General features: G+C 63.9%; 13 protein-coding genes and 1 pseudogene. 9 read left to right on the top strand and 5 right to left on the bottom strand.

Features of this window, described 5'->3' with window-relative positions; all coding sequences use genetic code 11:
• Positions 1-18: 18 nt before the first annotated feature.
• From NKL04_RS26510 to NKL04_RS26470, 9 genes are all read left to right on the top strand, one after another.
• The gene (locus tag NKL04_RS26510) at positions 19-2439 is read left to right on the top strand and encodes a glucan 1,4-alpha-glucosidase (RefSeq protein WP_031209702.1); all 2421 of its coding nucleotides are present in this window, start codon (positions 19-21) and stop codon (positions 2437-2439) included.
• A 42-nt stretch (positions 2440-2481) separates the two neighbouring features.
• Positions 2482-3495 (top strand): phosphogluconate dehydrogenase (NAD(+)-dependent, decarboxylating), encoded by a 1014-nt coding sequence (gene gnd, locus NKL04_RS26505; RefSeq protein WP_023702398.1) that lies wholly within the window; start codon positions 2482-2484, stop codon positions 3493-3495.
• Positions 3496-3518: 23 nt separating this feature from the next.
• A complete protein-coding gene (gene zwf / locus NKL04_RS26500) occupies positions 3519-4892 on the top strand; it encodes a glucose-6-phosphate dehydrogenase (protein ID WP_023687745.1) in 1374 nt (457 codons plus the stop codon).
• A 117-nt stretch (positions 4893-5009) separates the two neighbouring features.
• Complete coding sequence (locus tag NKL04_RS26495; RefSeq protein ID WP_023715876.1) at positions 5010-5714, top strand: ROK family protein; 705 nt, start codon at positions 5010-5012, stop codon at positions 5712-5714.
• A gap of 213 nt (positions 5715-5927) precedes the next feature.
• Positions 5928-6392 (top strand): Ros/MucR family transcriptional regulator, encoded by a 465-nt coding sequence (locus NKL04_RS26490; RefSeq protein WP_023687743.1) that lies wholly within the window; start codon positions 5928-5930, stop codon positions 6390-6392.
• Positions 6393-6525: 133 nt separating this feature from the next.
• On the top strand, positions 6526-7626 hold the full coding sequence (locus NKL04_RS26485; protein WP_031209701.1) for a pyridoxal phosphate-dependent aminotransferase: 1101 nt from the start codon (positions 6526-6528) through the stop codon (positions 7624-7626).
• A gap of 158 nt (positions 7627-7784) precedes the next feature.
• Complete coding sequence (locus tag NKL04_RS26480) at positions 7785-9026, top strand: MFS transporter (protein ID WP_023670472.1); 1242 nt, start codon at positions 7785-7787, stop codon at positions 9024-9026.
• A 361-nt stretch (positions 9027-9387) separates the two neighbouring features.
• On the top strand, positions 9388-10494 hold the full coding sequence (locus NKL04_RS26475) for an efflux RND transporter periplasmic adaptor subunit (protein WP_023687741.1): 1107 nt from the start codon (positions 9388-9390) through the stop codon (positions 10492-10494).
• Positions 10491-13694: an efflux RND transporter permease subunit gene (locus NKL04_RS26470; RefSeq protein WP_023702393.1), complete on the top strand. Its 3204-nt coding sequence runs from the start codon at positions 10491-10493 to the stop codon at positions 13692-13694. The genes NKL04_RS26475 and NKL04_RS26470 overlap by 4 nt, the downstream gene beginning before the upstream one ends.
• Before the next feature lie 30 nt (positions 13695-13724).
• On the opposite strand, the pseudogene NKL04_RS26465 reads toward NKL04_RS26470, so the two are convergent.
• From NKL04_RS26465 to NKL04_RS26445, 5 genes and pseudogenes are all read right to left on the bottom strand, one after another.
• Positions 13725-14359 (bottom strand): annotated as a pseudogene (locus tag NKL04_RS26465) (LolA family protein).
• A gap of 56 nt (positions 14360-14415) precedes the next feature.
• Positions 14416-14679, bottom strand: coding sequence for a YMGG-like glycine zipper-containing protein (locus NKL04_RS26460; protein ID WP_023670477.1), 264 nt, complete (start codon positions 14677-14679; stop codon positions 14416-14418).
• A 187-nt stretch (positions 14680-14866) separates the two neighbouring features.
• Positions 14867-15583, bottom strand: coding sequence for a glutamine amidotransferase (locus tag NKL04_RS26455; RefSeq protein ID WP_352724609.1), 717 nt, complete (start codon positions 15581-15583; stop codon positions 14867-14869).
• Positions 15584-15597: 14 nt separating this feature from the next.
• Positions 15598-16077 (bottom strand): tellurite resistance TerB family protein, encoded by a 480-nt coding sequence (locus NKL04_RS26450; protein WP_023702389.1) that lies wholly within the window; start codon positions 16075-16077, stop codon positions 15598-15600.
• A 76-nt stretch (positions 16078-16153) separates the two neighbouring features.
• A complete protein-coding gene (locus NKL04_RS26445; RefSeq protein WP_023702388.1) occupies positions 16154-17755 on the bottom strand; it encodes a heme biosynthesis protein HemY in 1602 nt (533 codons plus the stop codon).
• Between the last annotated feature and the right edge of the window lie 9 nt (positions 17756-17764).

The raw sequence follows: 17764 nt of genomic DNA, 5'->3' as shown, positions 1-17764 counted from the left end.
GGGTCCAGGAGACCATGCATGGCAGCGATGCCGCCGACCCTTCCCCCCAGTGCACCCAAAAGAATGGGCGCCCCCGGAATTCCGGCGCGCTGGACGTCAAGCGCCAAGAGCGGCGTAGGTGCCGCGCTTTCGCCGGCGAGCCGCGTCTGGTTCACGCTCAGCCATGGCATCGTAAACGAGGTCTATTATCCCGGCCTCGACAGCGCCTGCACGCGCGACATGGGACTGCTGGTCACCGGTCCCGGCGGCTGGTTCTCCGAGGAGAAGCGTGACGCCACGCATGCCATCGAGCCGTTCGAGGACGGCGTGCCCGCCTACCGGCTGATCAACGCGACGGCGCGTTACCAGATCGAAAAGCGCATCCTGGCGGATCCGGCGCGCCCGGCCTTGCTGCAGGAAACCAGCTTCACGGCACTCGAGGGCGTGGCCACGGACTACCGCGTCTACGCCCTGCTGGCGCCGCATCTGGTCAGTGCCGGCATGGGCAACACCGCCTGGACCGACGAGCACAAGGGGAGGCCGATGCTGTTCGCGTCCGGGCGCGGCACCTGCCTGGCGCTTGCATCCTCGCTGCCCTGGGGTGATTGCTCGGCCGGCTATGCAGGCTTTTCCGACGGCTGGCAGCAACTCAGCCGCGCCGGCCGGCTCGATCCGGCCTGCCAAAGGGCGGAGGACGGCAATGTCGCGCTGACCGGCGAGATCGGCTTTTCCTTACGCAACAGCAAAGCCTTGCTTGCGCTTGGGTTTGGGGCAACGCCGGATGAAGCGGCCGAAAACGCCGCCGCCAGCCTGAAACGCGGTTTTGAGCCGGCGGCAAAGGCCTATGTCGCGAAATGGCGGAAATGGCAGGCAGGCCTGACGGCGCTCGACCACCATGATGCATCCGGCCTCAACACCTACCGCGTCAGCACAGCGGTGCTGGCGACACACCTGTCGCTGGCGAGGCCCGGTGCGGCCGTCGCCAGCCTGTCGATCCCCTGGGGGTTCAGCAAGGGCGACGACGACCTTGGCGGCTATCATCTGGTCTGGCCGCGCGACCTTGTGGAAACCGCGGGCGGCTTCCTCGCCGCCGGCGATCCGGCGCAGGCGCTTGAGATCCTCGCCTATCTCTGTTCCATCCAGCAGCCGGACGGCCACTGGCCACAAAATGTGTGGCTCGACGGCTCACTCTATTGGCCGGGCATCCAGATGGACGAATGCGCCTTCCCGCTGCTGCTTGCCGATGCGCTGCACCGCGCCGGCCACCTGCCGCGCGCCAAGCTCGCCGCCTTCATGCCGATGGTCGAGAAGGCCGTGTCCTATGTCGTGCGCAATGGTCCCGTCACCGGGCAGGACCGCTGGGAAGAGGATGCCGGCTACAGCCCATTCACGCTCGCCGTCGAAATATCGGCACTGCTTGGCGCCGCCGATCTGTTCGACGTAGACGGCAAACCGGAGCCGGCTAACTATTTGCGCGAGGTCGCGGATTGCTGGAACGACCAGATCGAGCGCTGGACCTATGTCAGCGGCACACCGGAGTGCCACGAGGCTGGCGTCGACGGCTACTACATCCGCATCGCGCCGGCCGACGGTTCAGGCGCCGCATCGCCGAAGGACGGCTTCGTACCGATCAAGAACCGTCCGCCGGGCGATACCGACAAGCCGGCCGAAGCGATTGTCAGCCCGGACGCGCTGGCGCTGGTCCGCTTCGGCCTCAGGGCCGCGGACGATCCGCGCATCGTCGGCACGGTCAAGATCATAGACGCGCAACTGCGCTGCGACCTGCCGCAGGGGCCTCTCTGGTATCGCTACACCAGCGACGGTTATGGCGAACACGCCGACGGCGCCCCCTTCGACGGCAACGGCCAGGGCCGGCCCTGGCCGTTGCTGGCCGGCGAACGCGCCCACTACGAGCTGGCCGCCGGTAACAAGGACAAGGCGGCAAGCCTGCTCAGGACATTCGAGGCTTCGGCTGGCGTGGGCGGTCTGCTGCCGGAACAGGTCTGGGACGGCGCCGACATACCGGAGCGCGAATTGTGGCTGGGCAAGCCGTCGGGCAGCGCCATGCCGCTGGTCTGGGCGCATTCGGAACACATCAAGCTGTTGCGCTCGCTCCGCGACGGCGCCGTCTTCGACATGCCGCCGCAAGGCGTCAAGCGCTATGTCAGGGACAAGACCGGCTCGCCGCTGAGGATATGGCGCTTCAACAACAGGCTGCGCACCATGGAAGCCGGCAAGACGCTGCGGGTTGAACTGCTGCAGCCGGCACTGATCCGCTGGAGCGGCGACCAGTGGCAGACCAGCCATGAAATCAACACGTCCGTGAATGTCTTTGGCGTCCATCTGGCGGATCTGCCGGTGGCCGATATTCCGCGAGGTAATACGATCGTCTTCACTTTTTTCTGGCCCGACGGCGACCGTTGGGAGAATGTCGACTTCACCGTCGGCATTGAGAACTAACTCGCCCACAATTTTCTTTCCTCAAGCGACTAGGACAACACCATGCAGATCGGAATGATGGGACTGGGCAGGATGGGCGCCAACATGGTGCGCCGCCTGATGCGCGACGGCCATGAATGCGTCGTCTACGACATCAACCCGGCAAGCGTTGCCGGCCTGGTTGACGATGGCGCCATCGGCGCCGCATCGATGGAGGAGTTCGTCGGCAAGCTTTCCAAGCCGCGCAGCGCCTGGCTGATGCTGCCGGCGGCGATCACCGGCAAGATCGCCGACCAGGTGGCGGCACTTATGGAGCCCGGCGACATCATCATCGACGGCGGCAATTCCTACTATCACGACGCCGTCGACCAGGCGGTCGAACTAGCGGCCAAGGGCCTGCACTATGTCGATGTCGGCACCAGCGGCGGCGTCTGGGGCTTGGAGCGCGGCTACTGCCTGATGATCGGCGGCCCCGATACGGCGGTCAAACACCTCGATCCGATCTTCGCCACGCTGGCGCCCGGCGCCGATGCCGGCGCCACGCCCGACAAGGCGGGCGGGACCGCACCCTTTGGCTACCTGCATTGCGGACCGAGCGGCGCCGGCCATTTCGTCAAGATGATCCACAACGGCATCGAATATGGCGTCATGGCCGCCTACGCCGAAGGCATGAACATCCTGAAATCGGCCAATGCCGGCAAAAGACAGCGCACTGCCGACGCCGAGACCAGCCCTTTGGAAAACCCGCAATACTATCAGTTCGACATCGACCTGCCGCAGGTGGCCGAGGTCTGGCGCCATGGCAGTGTGATCGGCTCCTGGCTGCTCGACCTCACCGCCGGCGCTCTGAAGAGCGACCCGGCATTGGCCCAGTTCGGCGGCCGCGTCTCCGATTCCGGTGAAGGCCGCTGGACGCTGAAGGCGGCGATCGACACCGGCGTGCCGGCGCCGGTTCTGTCCTCGGCTTTGTTCGACCGCTTCTCCTCGCAGGGCGAATCCGAATTCGCCGACAAGCTGCTGTCGGCCATGCGCTATGCCTTTGGCGGCCATGTCGAAAAGCCGAAGGCCGGCAAGTGAAGGCCGCAGGGGAGACTCGCAAGATGAGCCCGGAACGGTCCGACACGCTGGTGCTCTTCGGAGCAACCGGCGACCTTGCCCACAAGAAGATATTTCCGGCCCTCTACCAGATGGTAGCCAAGGGGACGCTGACCGAGCCGGTGATCGGCGTCGCCTTCGATGCCTGGGACATCAACCAATTGCAGGCGAGGGCCCGCGACGGCATCGTCAACGCTCTCGGCAAGATCGACGAAAAGATCTTCGCCAAATTCGCCAGTCTGCTGCGCTATGTCAGCGGCGACTACCGCGACGGCGCGACCTTCGAGAAGCTGAAGACGGCGCTCGGCTCGGCGCAGCGGCCGCTTCACTATATGGCGGTGCCGCCGACCATGTTCGAGACCGTCGTCCAGGGGCTGGAGCAATCCGGTACCGCGCATGGCGCGCGGCTGATGGTGGAAAAGCCGTTCGGCCACGATCTCCAATCGGCGCGCTGGCTGAACCGCGTGCTGCATCTGGTGTTCGAAGAGCAGTCGATCTTCCGCATCGACCACTATCTCGGCAAGGAGGCGATCCAGAACCTGCTCTATTTCCGCTTTGCCAATTCCTTTCTCGAGCCGATCTGGAACCGCAACTTCGTCGAAAGCGTACAGATCACCATGGCCGAGGACTTCGGCGTTGAAGGCCGTGGCAAATTCTATGACGATGTCGGCGCTATCCGCGACGTGATCGAGAACCATCTGCTCAACATCCTTTTGCTGCTCGCCATGGAACCGCCGGTCGGCCGCTCGGCCGACGATCTGATCGACGAGAAGGTGCAGGTGCTGCGCGCCATCCGCACGCTGACCAAGGACGACGTCGTGCGCGGCCAGTTCACCGGCTACCTCGCTGAACCCGGCGTGAAGCCGAACTCGCCGGTCGAAACCTTTGCCGCGGTGCGCTTCATGGTCGACACCTGGCGCTGGCAGGACGTGCCCTTCTTCATCCGCACCGGCAAGAACATGCCGGTGCATGTGACCGAAGTGATCGTGCGGCTGAAGCGGCCGCCGCTCGACGTCTTCGATCCGATCAAGCCCAGCGACGCCAATTACGTGCGCTTCCGCATCGACCCGCAGGTGGCGATCTCGATCGGCGCGCAGCGCAAGGCGCCCGGCGACGACATGGTCGGCGAGCAGGTCGAGCTCACCGCGCTCGACGATTCGAAGGGCGACATGCCGCCCTATGAGCGGCTGATCGGCGATGCCATGAACGGCAATGGCCAATTGTTCACCCGCCAGGATGCCAGCGAGCTTGCCTGGCGCATTGTCGGCCCGGTGCTCGGCGACACCACGCCGCCGCATATGTATGAGCCGAAGACCTGGGGGCCGGCCGACGCCATGGCCAGCTTCGGGCCGCCCAACGGCTGGATCAATCCGAGTTGAGCAATTCCAGGAAAGTGCGAGCGGTCTTTCCGTCCGGAATTGCGTAAAAACAAAGACTTGGAGCATTCCCCCGTTTCCCTGAAACGGGGAACGCGCCAAGTGAGCGGAGGAAACGACATGGCCAAGGCAGCCAGGCCCGCGAAGGCCAAGGCGGAACCGATCGTGCTGACGATCGATGTCGGCGGCTCGCACGTAAAAATCCTCACCAGCGCAGGCGGCGAGATGCGCCGGGCCGATTCCGGACCGGATCTGACGCCGCAGCAGATGGTCGCCACGGTGAAGACGCTGGCCGAAGGGCTGCCCTATGACGTGATCTCGATGGGCTATCCCGGCCCGGTCAGGCACAACAGGCCTTCGCTCGATCCCGCCAATCTCGGCAAGGGCTGGGACGGCTACGATTTTGCCGCCGCCTTCGGCAAGCCGGTCAAGGTCGTCAACGACGCGCTGCTGCAGGCGATCGGCAGCTACGATGGCGGGCGCATGCTGTTCCTCGGCCTCGGCACCGGCCTGGGCGCGGCGATGATCCTCAACAATGTCGGCCAGCCGATGGAGCTGGCGCATCTGCCGTACCGCAAGGGCGGCAGTTTCGAAGATTATGTCGGCGAGCGCGGCCTGGAGAAATACGGCAAGAAGAAATGGCGCAAATACGTTTTCGACGTCGTCGGGCGGCTGCGTGCGGCGCTGCAGCCGGATTATGTCGTCATCGGCGGCGGCAATGTCGACAGACTGGATGAATTGCCCGCCACATCCAGGCGTGGCGACAATACGCGCGCCTTCGAGGGCGGTTTTCGACTATGGCGCGACAAGGCGCTGATCGTCTGATAGTATTAAAATTCAGTATAGTTGTTCAAAATGACGTGTGGCGCGATACGAAGTCATTGCGTTACGCAGATTTGGCGATTAGATCGGTGGCACCGGATGGAATCATCTGGCGCAACCGCACATATGCGGCAAGACAAATGACTAGAGCGGATTTCCGGCTCCGCTGGGACCGCTCTGGGAGTTTCCGCCACCCCCTAGCGACGGAGAGATAAATTGGCCGACGACAGCAACGACTCTGACAAGGACATCGACCTGCTCGAGCTTACCGCCCATATCGTGTCCGCTTACGTCGAGAAGAACCGCTTGCCCGTTGCCGGCCTGAGCGATCTCATCGCCAGCGTTGCGGCGTCGATCGGCGGGCTCAGCCAGCCGCCGGCCCCAGTGGCGGCGCCGCAGATCCCGGCCGTCAATCCCAAGCGGTCGGTGACGCCGGATTACATCATCTGCCTCGAGGACGGCAAAAAATTCAAATCGCTGAAGCGCCATCTCGGCGTCCATTTCAACCTGACGCCGGAAGCCTATCGTACCAAATGGGGCCTGCCGGCCGACTATCCGATGGTTGCCCCCAACTACGCGGCGTCGCGCTCCGAGCTGGCCAAGTCGATCGGCCTCGGCCGCAAGGCTGCAGTGGCCGCGCCGGCGAAAGCCAAGGGTCGGAAGGCCAAAGTTCCGGCCTGAGTGGGATCAGCGCCTCGGCCCTGAGCCAATCGTTTGGACGACTGGAACAGAAGCCTGCCGGCGAATGAGCCTTGGCAGGCTTCGTGCTTTTATGGCTTGTACCTCTGAGTGTCAGGACTTTGGGGGAGCAGCCATGAACTACGCCAGAATGGTGATCGAGAAAGAGGCGCCGGAGGAATACGGCTACGATCGCATTCGGTTCAATCTCTCCGAAAGCTCGATCGCCGATCAGAAACTCTCCGACGTCGGCCTGTCGCTGCCGGATCTCACGCTGTTCTACGGCGAGCATCGCGGCGACAAGGAGTTGCGGGCGCTGATCGCGGCGCAGGATTCCGGCATTTCGCCTGACGATGTTCTTGTGACCGCCGGTGCGGCGGGCGCGCTCTTCATCATTTCGACCTCGCTTCTGTCGGAGCGCGACCACCTTGTCGTGGTCCGGCCGAACTACGCCACCAACATCGAGACCCCCAAGGCGATCGGCTGCGCCATCTCCTATGTCGATCTCGATTTCGACGCAGGCTTTGCCATCGATTTCGGCCGCGTCGCCGCCAGCATGCAACCGAACACCAAGCTGATCAGCGTCACCTGCCCGCACAACCCGACCGGCACGATGATGGGCCGGGCCGATCTCGACGCGCTGATTGCGCTGGCCGAAGCGAGCGGCTGCCATCTGCTGGTCGACGAGACCTATCGCGACCTCTCCTATGGACAGCGCCTGCCGGCGGCGGCTTCTCTCAGCCCCAAAGCGATCAGCGTCTCGTCGCTGTCGAAAGCCTTCGGCATTCCCGGCATCCGCATTGGCTGGCTGATCACCAGCGATGCCGAACTGCAGGAGCGCTTCCTCGCCGCCAAGGAGCAGATCGGCATTTGCGGCAGCGTCATCGACGAAGGCATTGCGCGCGGCATGCTGGGGCGCCGCGACGCTTTCCTGGCCGCGCTGCTGCCCGAGATGGCGAAACGCCGCGACATCGTGCAAGCCTGGATCGACCGCGAGCCGCTGGTCGACTGGGTGCGGCCACAAGGCGGCGTCGTCGGATTTCCAAGGCTCGTTGTCAGTCCAGACTTCGACCTCGACCGTTTCTACGTCAATCTCTTGGAAAACCACGGCACCTATGTCGGTCCCGGCCACTGGTTCGATATGCCCAAGCGCTTCTTCCGCGTCGGTTTCGGCTGGCCGAAAGAGGCGGAATTACAGGGCGGCCTCGACGCCATTTCCGCCGCGCTGAGGCAGTAACGTCCGCGTGCAATCGGGCGAGCGGCTTGAAAACCGCTTGATCCGGGCCCGATTTTCACGCATACGCGCCCCGAACTTTGATAAGTTTCATTGGCCGGAACAGCGCCCATTTCCGGGAAGTGCCCCGCCGGCCAATGCAAGCAACGGGGCCTGTATCCATGACATCCCATTCCCATACACCGCCTGACCGGCGTTACGCCGCCTTCCGCCATCGCTCCTTCCTGAGCTATTGGGCGGCGCGTTTCCTGACCACCTTCGCCACCATGATCGTGTCCGTCGCCGTCGGCTGGCAGATCTATGATCTGACGCGCGATCCCTTCGATCTCGGCATTGTCGGCATCGTCCAGTTCCTGCCGTCGCTGCTGCTGGTGCTGGTCACCGGCGTTGTCGCCGACCGTTTCGGCCGCCGCCTGATCATGGCGCTGGCGACGGTAGTCGAGGCAGGTTGTGCGCTTGTCCTGTTGTACTTCACGCTGCGCGGTCTCGTCAGCCCGCTGCCGATCTTCATCGTGCTGGCTATGTTCGGCCTGGCGCGCGCTTTTTATGGGCCGGCCTCGTCGTCGCTGTTCGCCAACCTTGTTCCGCCGGAAGATTTCGGCAATGCGATCGCCTGGAACTCGTCCGCCTGGCAAACGGCGACCATTGTCGGCCCGGTCGCCGGCGGCCTGCTCTATGGCGTCTCGGCCGAAGCCGCTTACGCCGTTGCCTCCGTGCTGATGCTGGTGGCCGGTCTGCTGATCTTCACCATTCCGAAACCGGCCCAGCAGAGCGCCACCGACAAGCCGACGATGGAGACGCTGTTTGCCGGCTTCCGATACATCTGGAGCGAGAAGATCGTCCTGGGCGCCATCTCGCTCGACCTCTTCGCCGTGCTTCTGTCCGGTGCCTCGGCGCTGCTGCCGGTCTATGCCCGCGATATTCTGGAACTCGGCCCGTGGGGCCTCGGCCTGCTGCGCTCGGCGCCCGGCATCGGCGCCATCTGTGTCGCGGTCTGGCTTGCCGGGCATCCGCTGCGCGACAGTGCCGGCAAGATCATGCTCGGCTTCGTCGCCGGGTTCGGCGCCTTCACCGTGCTGTTCGGCGTCTCGACCATCACCTGGCTGTCGATCCTGGCCCTTGCCGGCCTCGGCGCCACCGACATGTTCAGCGTCTATATCAGGGAGACGCTGATCCAGCTGTGGACACCCGACGAGGTGCGCGGCCGCGTCAACGCCGTCAACCAGGTCTTCGTCGGCGCCTCCAACGAAGTCGGCGAGTTCCGCGCCGGCACCATGGCGGCGCTGATCGGCACCGTGCCGGCGGTGGTGATCGGCGGCGTCGGTGCGATTGCCGTCGCCGGACTGTGGGCGGTGCTGTTTCCGCAACTGCGAAGGGTGCGGCATCTCAACAGCCGCAACTGATCGAGTAAGCCGCAGGATCCGGCGCTCGGTCCAAATCAGCTTGCGCCGATGACGGCTGAGATGGGCCGGAAGCGGATGGGCCGGTTCTGGGCGAACTAGCCAGATGGCGGGGCAGCCACAGGGTGGACATTTCAGTCCATATGGAAAATGATTATGTTGCCATGCACAATACTGCAGTGCTCTGGTCTCGACGAGAAACCTTAAATATAGAAGAGAACCACCCGACCTCCGGGTCCAGCTAGCGGGGACGCAAATGGACACTTCAGGGAATCGGCAATCGCATCGCGACGCAAGCGGGCGACCCAGCCGATCGGTCGGCTGGCTGGCCCGCTCCGCCGTCCCAGTGGCATTCCTGCTCGGCATGGCTTTCAGCAGCAACGCGTTTGCGCAGGACCAGCAACTGCCGGTGGTGACGGCGGCCAAGCCGGTGGTGCGTGAAATCGTCGAAGACGACGAGTTCGTCGGGCGCTTCGAAGCCGTCGACGAGGTCGCCATCCGTTCGCGCGTCAGCGGCTATCTGGACAAGATCAGCTTCCAGGACGGCGCACTGGTCAACAAGGGCGACCTGCTCTTCACCATCGACCAGCGTCCGTACCAGGCGGCCTACGATGCCGCCAAGTCGCAAGTAGACGTCGCCAAGTCCCTGCTCGAATTCTCCAAGATGCAGCTGGATCGCGCCGATGAACTCGCCAAGACCGGCAATATCTCGGCCGCGACGGTCGACGACCGTCGGCGGGAATACCTTTCGGCGCAGGCGCAGATGCAAGGCGCGACGGCTGCGCTGACGACGGCCAACCTGAACCTGGAGTTCACCGAGATCAAGGCGCCCTTGTCCGGCCGCATCGACCGCCGGCTGGTGTCGGTCGGCAACCTCGTGCAGCCGGATTCCACCTTGCTGACGACTATCGTCACACGCGATCCGATCGACTTCTATTTCGACGTCGATGAGCGCCTGTATTTCAGCTACGCCCGCGATGCGAAGGAGCGCGGCGGCAGCATGCAGGAAGGCGCCGGCGGGCTCGAGGTGGTGGTTCGCGTCGCCGACCGCGCGGAGGCGGTATTCAAGGGCAAGCTCGATTTTGCCGAGAACCGGATCGACAACGCGACCGGCACCATGCGGGTGCGTGCAAGGTTTGCCAACGCCGACGGCGTTCTCCAGCCAGGCATGTTCGGGCGCATCAACGTGCCGGGGTCGCTGCCGCATAGCGGCGTCCTGGTGCCCGACGAGGCGGTCGGCGCCGATCAGGATCGCCGCATCGTGTACCTGGTGGATGAGGCCGGGATGGTGTCGGCGAAGCCCGTGCGCACCGGCCCGCTTCTCGACGGCTACCGGGTGATCCGCGCGGGCCTGACCGGCGACGAGACGATCATCGTCAACGGGCTGATGCACGCCAGGCCCGGCACCAAGGTGAAAGTCGAGATGGTGACGTTGCCGCCCAAGGTCGAGACCGCCGGGTTGCAGCAATGAGGTTCGCCCATTTCTTCGTCGACCGTCCGATCTTCGCATCGGTGGTTTCGATCGTCCTCCTGATCCTCGGCGGGATTGCTTATACCCAGCTGCCGATCGCGCAATATCCCGAGATCGCGCCGCCGACCATCGTCGTTCGCGCCCAGTACCCGGGCGCCGACGCCGAGACGGTCGCAGCGACGGTGGCAACGCCGATCGAGCAGGAGATCAACGGCGTCGAGGGCATGCTTTACATGTCGTCCTATTCGTCCGGCGACGGGGCGATGGCGCTGACCATCACCTTCAAGCTAGGCACCGATCTCGACCAGGCGCAGGTGCTGGTACAGAACCGCGTGTCGGTCGCCGAGCCGCGCCTGCCCGAAGAAGTCCGCCGCCTCGGCATCACCACCATCAAGAGCTCGCCCGACCTGATGATGGTCGTGCACATGCTGTCGCCCGACAATACCTACGACCAGCTCTACGTCTCGAACTACGCCCGCTCGCGGGTGCGCGACATACTGCTCAGGTTGGACGGCGTCGGCGACCTCATCATCTTTGGCGAACGCGAATATTCGCTGCGCATCTGGCTCGATCCGGAAAAACTGTCCGCCCTGGGGATGACCTCGGGCGATGTGGTGCAGGCGCTGCGCGACCAGAACGTCCAGGTGTCGGGCGGCTCCATCGGCGCGCCGCCGACCAATACCGGCACGGCGTTCCAGTACACGGTCACCACGCAAGGCCGCTTCAACGACGCACGCGACTTCCGATACGTGATCGTCAAATCGGCCGAAGACGGCCGCCTGATCCAGCTGCAGGACGTGGCGCGCATCGAGCTCGGCGCCAAGGATTACGTCACCAACTCCTATCTCAACGGCAAACCGGCGGTGGCGCTCGCCATCTTCCAGCGGCCAGGCACCAATGCGCTCGCCGCAGCCGCGGAGATCCAGGACAAGATGAAGGAGCTTTCCCAGGACTTCCCGAAGGGATTGAGCTACGACATCGTCTACAATCCGACCGAGTTCGTCGCCGAGTCGATCCAGGAGGTCTACAAGACGATCCTCGAGGCGATGGTGCTGGTCATCATCGTCATCATCGTCTTCCTGCAATCGTGGCGCATGGCGATCGTGCCGATCGTGGCCATCCCGGTGTCGCTGATCGGCACGCTGGCGGTGCTTTACGCCGCCGGCTTCTCCCTCAACATGCTGACGCTGTTCGGCCTCGTTCTGGCCATCGGCATCGTCGTCGACGATGCGATCGTCGTGGTCGAGAACGTCGAGCGAAATATCGCCAGGGGGTTGGCGCCCAATCCGGCGTCGCATCTGACCATGGACGAAGTCGGAACGGCGGTCATCGCGATCTCGCTGGTGCTGATAGCGGTGTTCGTGCCGACAGCCTTCATTCCCGGCATTTCCGGGCAGTTCTACCTGCAGTTTGCGATCACCATCGCGGTGTCGACGGCGATCTCGGCATTCAATTCGCTGACGCTCTCGCCGGCCTTGGCCGCGCTGCTGTTCAAGCCGCACCACACTGCTGCGGCGCCGCCGCGCTTTTTCCTGGCGCGGTTCGGACGGGCGCTCGCCGACGGCTTCAATGGCGGCTTCGACAAGGTCGCCCATTGGTATTCGAGCATCGTGCGCGTGCTGGTCGGCTCGCGGATAGCGATGGCCGCCACGCTGGCCGTTTTCGCGGCCCTCATCTACGCCACGGTCTATATGGTTCAGACGGTGCCGCGCGGTTTCATTCCGTCGCTCGACCAGGGGTATGCGATCGTCGTCGTCCAGTTGCCGGACGGCGCCTCGCTATCGCGGACCGATGCCGTCATCCAGCAGGCGTCGCAGATCATCCAGAAAACGCCGGGCGTCGACTACGCGGTCGCCTTCGCCGGCTTCTCCGGTGCCACCTTTACCAATGCCAGCAACGCGGGCGTGATCTTCGCCAGGTTCAAGCCGTTTGACGAGCGACTGGAAGCCGGCCAGTCCGCGACCCAGGTCATCGGCAATTTGTTCGGCAGCCTGCAAAGCATCAAGGAAGCCTTCATTATCGCACTGCCGCCGCCGCCGATCCGCGGCGTCGGCAATGCCGGCGGCTTCAAGCTGCAGATCCAGGAGCGCAACAGCGCCGACATGCGGCAGATCCTGGCGCTTGCCTATGAAATTGCCGGCAAGGCCAACAAGACGGCGGGGCTGACCGGCGTGTTCACCACCTTCTCCGCGTCCAGCCCGCAATTCTTCCTGGCGATCGATCGCGACAAGGCGCGCATCCTGAACGTGCCGATCCCCAACATCTTCGAGACGCTGTCGATCAATCTGGGCACCGCCTACGTCAACGACTTCAACGCTTTCGGGCGCGTCTACCAGGTGCGCGCGCAGGCCGACCAGGCGTTCCGCCTCGATCGCGCCGACATCTTGAAACTGAAGGTGCGCTCGGCGACCGGCGCGCTGGTTCCGCTGGGCACGTTGATCGAGATCCGCGACGTCACCGGCCCGGCGCTGGTCCAGCGCTACAACATGTACGTCTCCGTGCCGCTGCAGGGCAACGCCGCGCCCGGTGTTTCCACCGGCGATGCGCTTGCCAAGATGGAAGCGATCACGGCACAGACGTTGCCGGCCGGTACCTCCTACGAATGGACCGAACTCGCCTATCAGGAGCGCAACACCGGCAATGCCGCTGTCTATATCTTCGGACTGTCGGTGCTGTTCGTGTTCCTGGCGCTGGCGGCGCAATATGAAAGCTGGGTGCTGCCGTTCGCCATCGTGCTGGTGGTGCCGCTCGGCGTGCTCGCAGCGTTGCTCGGCGTGTCGTTCCGAGGGCTGGACAACAACATCCTCGTGCAGATCGGCCTCATCGTGCTGATCGGGCTTGCCGCCAAGAACGCGATCCTGATCGTCGAGTTCGCGCGGCAGGCCCAGGAACGCGGCCTGTCGGCGGCCGAGGCTGCCGTCGAAGCCTGCCGGCTCAGGCTGCGGCCGATCCTGATGACCGCCTTCTCGTTCATCCTCGGCGTCGTGCCGCTGATGATCGCGACGGGCCCGGGCGCGGAAATGCGCCAGTCGCTCGGCACCGCGGTGTTCTCCGGCATGCTGGGCGTCACTTTCGTCGGCCTGTTCCTGACGCCGGTGTTTTACGTCACGCTCAGGTCACTGTTCTCACGGCGCAAGCCGCATGCCGAGGCCGATTCTTCGGCACCGGCAGAGGTGCCGTCCGAGACGGCCGCCGAGTAGTGTTACACGGGCAGTTCGTGGCGCTGCCGACTATTTCGTTTTGGTGTTGAATTCACGGTTTGCAGCATAGTCGATAGTGAAGGTGCCCGCAGGAGCGCGAACGCCCTGCTTCACGTTAGATATGGTGACTGTCGAGGTAAGGCCCCTCTCGTCAGTCAGGGTCCATCTGCGTAGATCGAGCGATTCCCTGTCAAACACCATAGTGACATTCGAATTGCCGAAGGCCGACTTGTCGGCCAGCCTGATGATCACCTGGGCGCCATCGTCCCTGATACTTTTGAGGCGATTGCCGGAAAAGTTGACCTGATTGTCGAGGAGCAGCTTGAGCGGCGTCTTCGAGAGAGCATAAAGCCGCGATGTCTTGAGCTTCTTGTTATAGACCACCAAGGATTTTCCATCTGCAATTACGCTGACCCTGATTGGCCTGCATAGTTGAACCGGATCTTGCCCGGCCGCTGGAGGAAAAATTTCCCTTTGGTCCTTTCCGCTCTTGGGCCCGACTGGACAAAGTCCCCGGACATGGACTTTACCGATGAGAAGTGATCGGCAATCGTCTTCGCTTCTACAGGTGCGGCCAAGGCCGCGGTCGAAAGTTCGGCGTTTATCGCGACAGCGCTGACAACGGCTAACCAGAAAGCCAGCAGTCTTTTGCTGTTATATGCCATTCAGTTATCCTACCCCGAGCAGGCGCGTGATCGAAAGAGATCACGCGCCTTTGAGATCAGTAGCCGTCCGGGCACTGAGCAACGTAAACTCGACCGTTCCGACCGCGATATCTGCACTGGCCGGCTTCGCTGGCGTGCCCGATGACCGCCCCGGCCAGCGCTCCGACCGCCCCGCCAACAACCGCCCCTTTTACCGGGTCGCCGGCCACTGCTGCGCCTACAGCTGCGCCACCCAAACCACCGACGGCAGCGCCTTGTTCGGTGCGGGAGCATGCCGCGAGCGGAATGAGTAGGCTTAAAATGAGCAGCGTCTTCTTCATTGGTTCTCTCCTGGGGCCGTTATTAGCCGAAGCTTAAATGCGCCACGGAGTTTTTCGATCCATCGGAGTGTTTGGGGCGCAATCCAAATCTGCGGGAACGGGCTAAGGTCCCGGATCCATCGTACACGCCTCCCAGAGGTAAGTCGTCTTTGGCAAGCTCGGCCGTTCAGAGTAGTTGGATTTTGCTCTATCCCTCAGTAGGCTTGCCGAAGATCAGGCTCAAAAATTCGCTCAGCCAGCGCTTGAGGTGCATATCCCAGATCAGCGGGCCGCCGAGATGGTCGCGGCCGGGCTGCGCGCCGGGCAATTCGAAACGGTGCGCGCCGCGCACCACCCAGCGCTGCATCATCAACCGGGTCAGTTCGCCATGGAACTGGATGCCCCAGGCATTGTCGCCATAGCGAAAAGCCTGGTTGGGGTAGGTTTCCGCCGTCGCCAGCAGCGTCGCATCCCTGGGCAGCGAAAAGCCTTCGCGGTGAAACTGGTAGACCATGTCGGGCCAAGGCAGCAGTTTCTTGCCGGCCTCGGTCGGCTTCAGCGGATACCAGCCGATCTCGACCAGCCCCTCGCCATGCCCCTCGACCTTGCCGCCGAGATGATTGGCCAGCATCTGCGCGCCAAGGCAGATGCCGAGGAAGGGCCGGTTCTCCTTTAGCGGAACATTGAGCCAGTTGGTCTCGCGGCGGACGAACTCATCTTCGTCATTGGCGCTCATCGGCCCGCCGAATACCACGGCGCCGGCGTGTCCCTCCAGCGTCTCCGGCAGGCTGTCGCCGAGAGGCGGCCGGCGGATGTCGAGGTCGAAACCTTCCTCGAGCAGCATGTGGCCAACCCGGCCGGGGCTCGAAGTCTCCTGATGCAGCACGATCAGGATTTTTGGTTTCGAGCTCGGTCTGGACGGCATGGAAAGGCGGAATCCTATTCGTCGCTCGACGTTCCGCTGGCGCCGGGCGCGGCGGCCGCCGCCTTGCGGCGCGCCTCGACGCGATCCTGGCGCTCGACGCCGATCAGTTCGGCAACGCGCCAGACGGTGTTGTCCTCCAGTTCATGCAGTTCGCCGTCGGCATAGACGATTTCCCACATCAGGCCGATGAAAGCCTTGCGCGCCTCGGCGTCGAGATGGCGCTTCAAGACGCTGGTGAAGGCATAGAGGTCGATCGCCTCATTGTCGGCGCGCTCGCCGGCGGCAGCCAGTGCATCGAGCTCGTCGCCGCTGATCGAATAGCTCTGCGCCAGCACCTGCTTGAACCGCTCCCACTCGACATCCTGGCGCACGCCGTCGGCATTCATCACATGATAGAGCAAAGCCGACGCCGCAACGCGCGGATCGTCCGCATTGGCGCGAGCCCCAGCCCCGGAGGGCAGGTCTTTCAGAAAGGCCAGGACGCGTTCGAACATGGTGCTCACTTCACATTATTGGAGCATGATCTTTTCCAAAAACCGGTATCCACTTTTTGGGATCATGCTTCAGGGATCAAAACAGGCGGAAGCGGCGCGGTGACTTCTCCGCTTCGTCATCGGGGTCGACGCCGGGGTCGTCGGGCAGCCGCGCCAGTTCCTCGGCAGGTTCGACGGGTTCGGCGTCGTTTGGTATTGCGGCGAAAGCGGCGGCGGTGACCGGCGTGACCTGGTCATCGCCCACAGCGGGCTTCGGCTCGGTCGGCGCCTCGCTGATCGTCTTGGCAACGGCGGGATGATCGATCACTTCGGCTTCCTTTGCCGGCTTGGCGGGTGCCGCAAGCACCGGCACATCGGCTTCGTCTTCATGGCTGTCGATGAGCTGGCCCAGCCGCTCCATCGGTGCGCGCCAGGCGAAAGCGTCGAGCTTGCCGCTGACCGGCGATACCGGCGCCCAGCGTTCGGAGACGACGCCGTCGGCGACCCAGGCCGGATCGCGCGGCGCCCTGACCGCCTTGGACAGCAATTGCCTGATCTTGCCCTGGTCGCCGGTCTCTGCCTCCTCGATATCGGCCAGCAGCAGGTAAGCGCCTTCCCGGCGATCCATGCGGATCGCCGCTTCCGCCTCCCGGCGGGCGGTGGAAAAATCCTGCGCATCGAGCGCGGCGCGCGCCACCGTCATCGACGATTCGGCATTGTTGCGCTTCAGCTCCTGCAGCTTCTTCGCCCGGTTGAGACGATCGACCACGGCATCTCCCGGCCTTGCATGGGTGTAGAGCTCGGCGATCTCGGGATGCGGCTCCGCCTTCCAGGCTGCCTCAAGGATCTTCGAGCCTTTGCGCACATCGTTCTGTTTGAACAGAAGATTGGCGGCTGCAACCGCGGCCGGCGCGAAATCGGGCGCGAGCTTGTTGGCCTCGAGAGCGGCTGCCTTGGCTGCATTGGGGTCGCTGTCGGTCAGCGCCTGCGCCTTGGCGGTCAACAGCACAGCGCGGCGGCGATTGGCGGCGTCGCGTTCGATCTGCCTGGTCGACTTCTGCGCCTCCACCAGCTTCAGCGCGCCGTCCCAGTCGCCGCGTCCGGTCAGATCCTCCAGCGTCGATTCGGCGGCCCAAGCCAGTTGCGGCGCGACGGAAGCGGCGCGGCCGGCATAGTGACGCGCCGCGTTGCGGTCGCCGAGCCGTTCGGCTTCGAGATAGAGCCCGCGCAGGCCAAGCAGCCGCATTTCGGGGTCGTCGAGCATGGCCTCGAATTTTTCGCGCGCGCCCTCATGGTCGCCTTCGAGCAGCGAGGCTTGCGCTTCGAGCAGCTGGATCAGCGGCTCCTGGTCGGAGCGGATCAGTTTGGCGGCTTCCTTGGACTTCTTGCGGGCCAGCGCGCCGTCGCCGGCGCCGGCTGCGATCATGCCGGTCGACAGCGCCTGGTAGCCGCGGTCGCGGCGGCGCACGCGGAAATAGCGCGAGATCGTGTATGGGCTGTTCCACAGCGACTTGATCAGCCACCAGACGATCATCACCGCTGCGACGACGGCAACGATCGCCACCGCCGCCACCATCAGGCTGACCTGGTATTGGTAACCGTTGAAGGTAACGACCATCTCGCCGGGACGATCGGCCAGCCAGGCAAAGCCCAGACCGAGGGCGAAGACGGCGGCGAGAAAGATGAGAATGCGGATCATCGTGTCGTC

The sequence above is a fragment of the Mesorhizobium sp. C264A genome, assembly GCF_040324515.1.
Lineage (GTDB): Bacteria > Pseudomonadota > Alphaproteobacteria > Rhizobiales > Rhizobiaceae > Mesorhizobium.
The sequence above is the reverse complement of the archived record's forward strand: the minus strand, read 5'-3'. Positions and strand labels throughout refer to the sequence as shown.

Coding starts and splice junctions, on each gene's coding strand:
- gnd (WP_023702398.1), top strand. CDS start 2,482: ATGCAGATCGGAATGATGGGACTGGGCAGGATGGGCGCCAACATGGTG.
- NKL04_RS26450 (WP_023702389.1), bottom strand. CDS start 16,077: ATGTTCGAACGCGTCCTGGCCTTTCTGAAAGACCTGCCCTCCGGGGCT.
- NKL04_RS26455 (WP_352724609.1), bottom strand. CDS start 15,583: ATGCCGTCCAGACCGAGCTCGAAACCAAAAATCCTGATCGTGCTGCAT.
- NKL04_RS26460 (WP_023670477.1), bottom strand. CDS start 14,679: ATGAAGAAGACGCTGCTCATTTTAAGCCTACTCATTCCGCTCGCGGCA.
- zwf (WP_023687745.1), top strand. CDS start 3,519: ATGAGCCCGGAACGGTCCGACACGCTGGTGCTCTTCGGAGCAACCGGC.
- NKL04_RS26445 (WP_023702388.1), bottom strand. CDS start 17,755: ATGATCCGCATTCTCATCTTTCTCGCCGCCGTCTTCGCCCTCGGTCTG.
- NKL04_RS26485 (WP_031209701.1), top strand. CDS start 6,526: ATGAACTACGCCAGAATGGTGATCGAGAAAGAGGCGCCGGAGGAATAC.
- NKL04_RS26510 (WP_031209702.1), top strand. CDS start 19: ATGGCAGCGATGCCGCCGACCCTTCCCCCCAGTGCACCCAAAAGAATG.
- NKL04_RS26495 (WP_023715876.1), top strand. CDS start 5,010: ATGGCCAAGGCAGCCAGGCCCGCGAAGGCCAAGGCGGAACCGATCGTG.
- NKL04_RS26470 (WP_023702393.1), top strand. CDS start 10,491: ATGAGGTTCGCCCATTTCTTCGTCGACCGTCCGATCTTCGCATCGGTG.
- NKL04_RS26475 (WP_023687741.1), top strand. CDS start 9,388: ATGGCTTTCAGCAGCAACGCGTTTGCGCAGGACCAGCAACTGCCGGTG.
- NKL04_RS26480 (WP_023670472.1), top strand. CDS start 7,785: ATGACATCCCATTCCCATACACCGCCTGACCGGCGTTACGCCGCCTTC.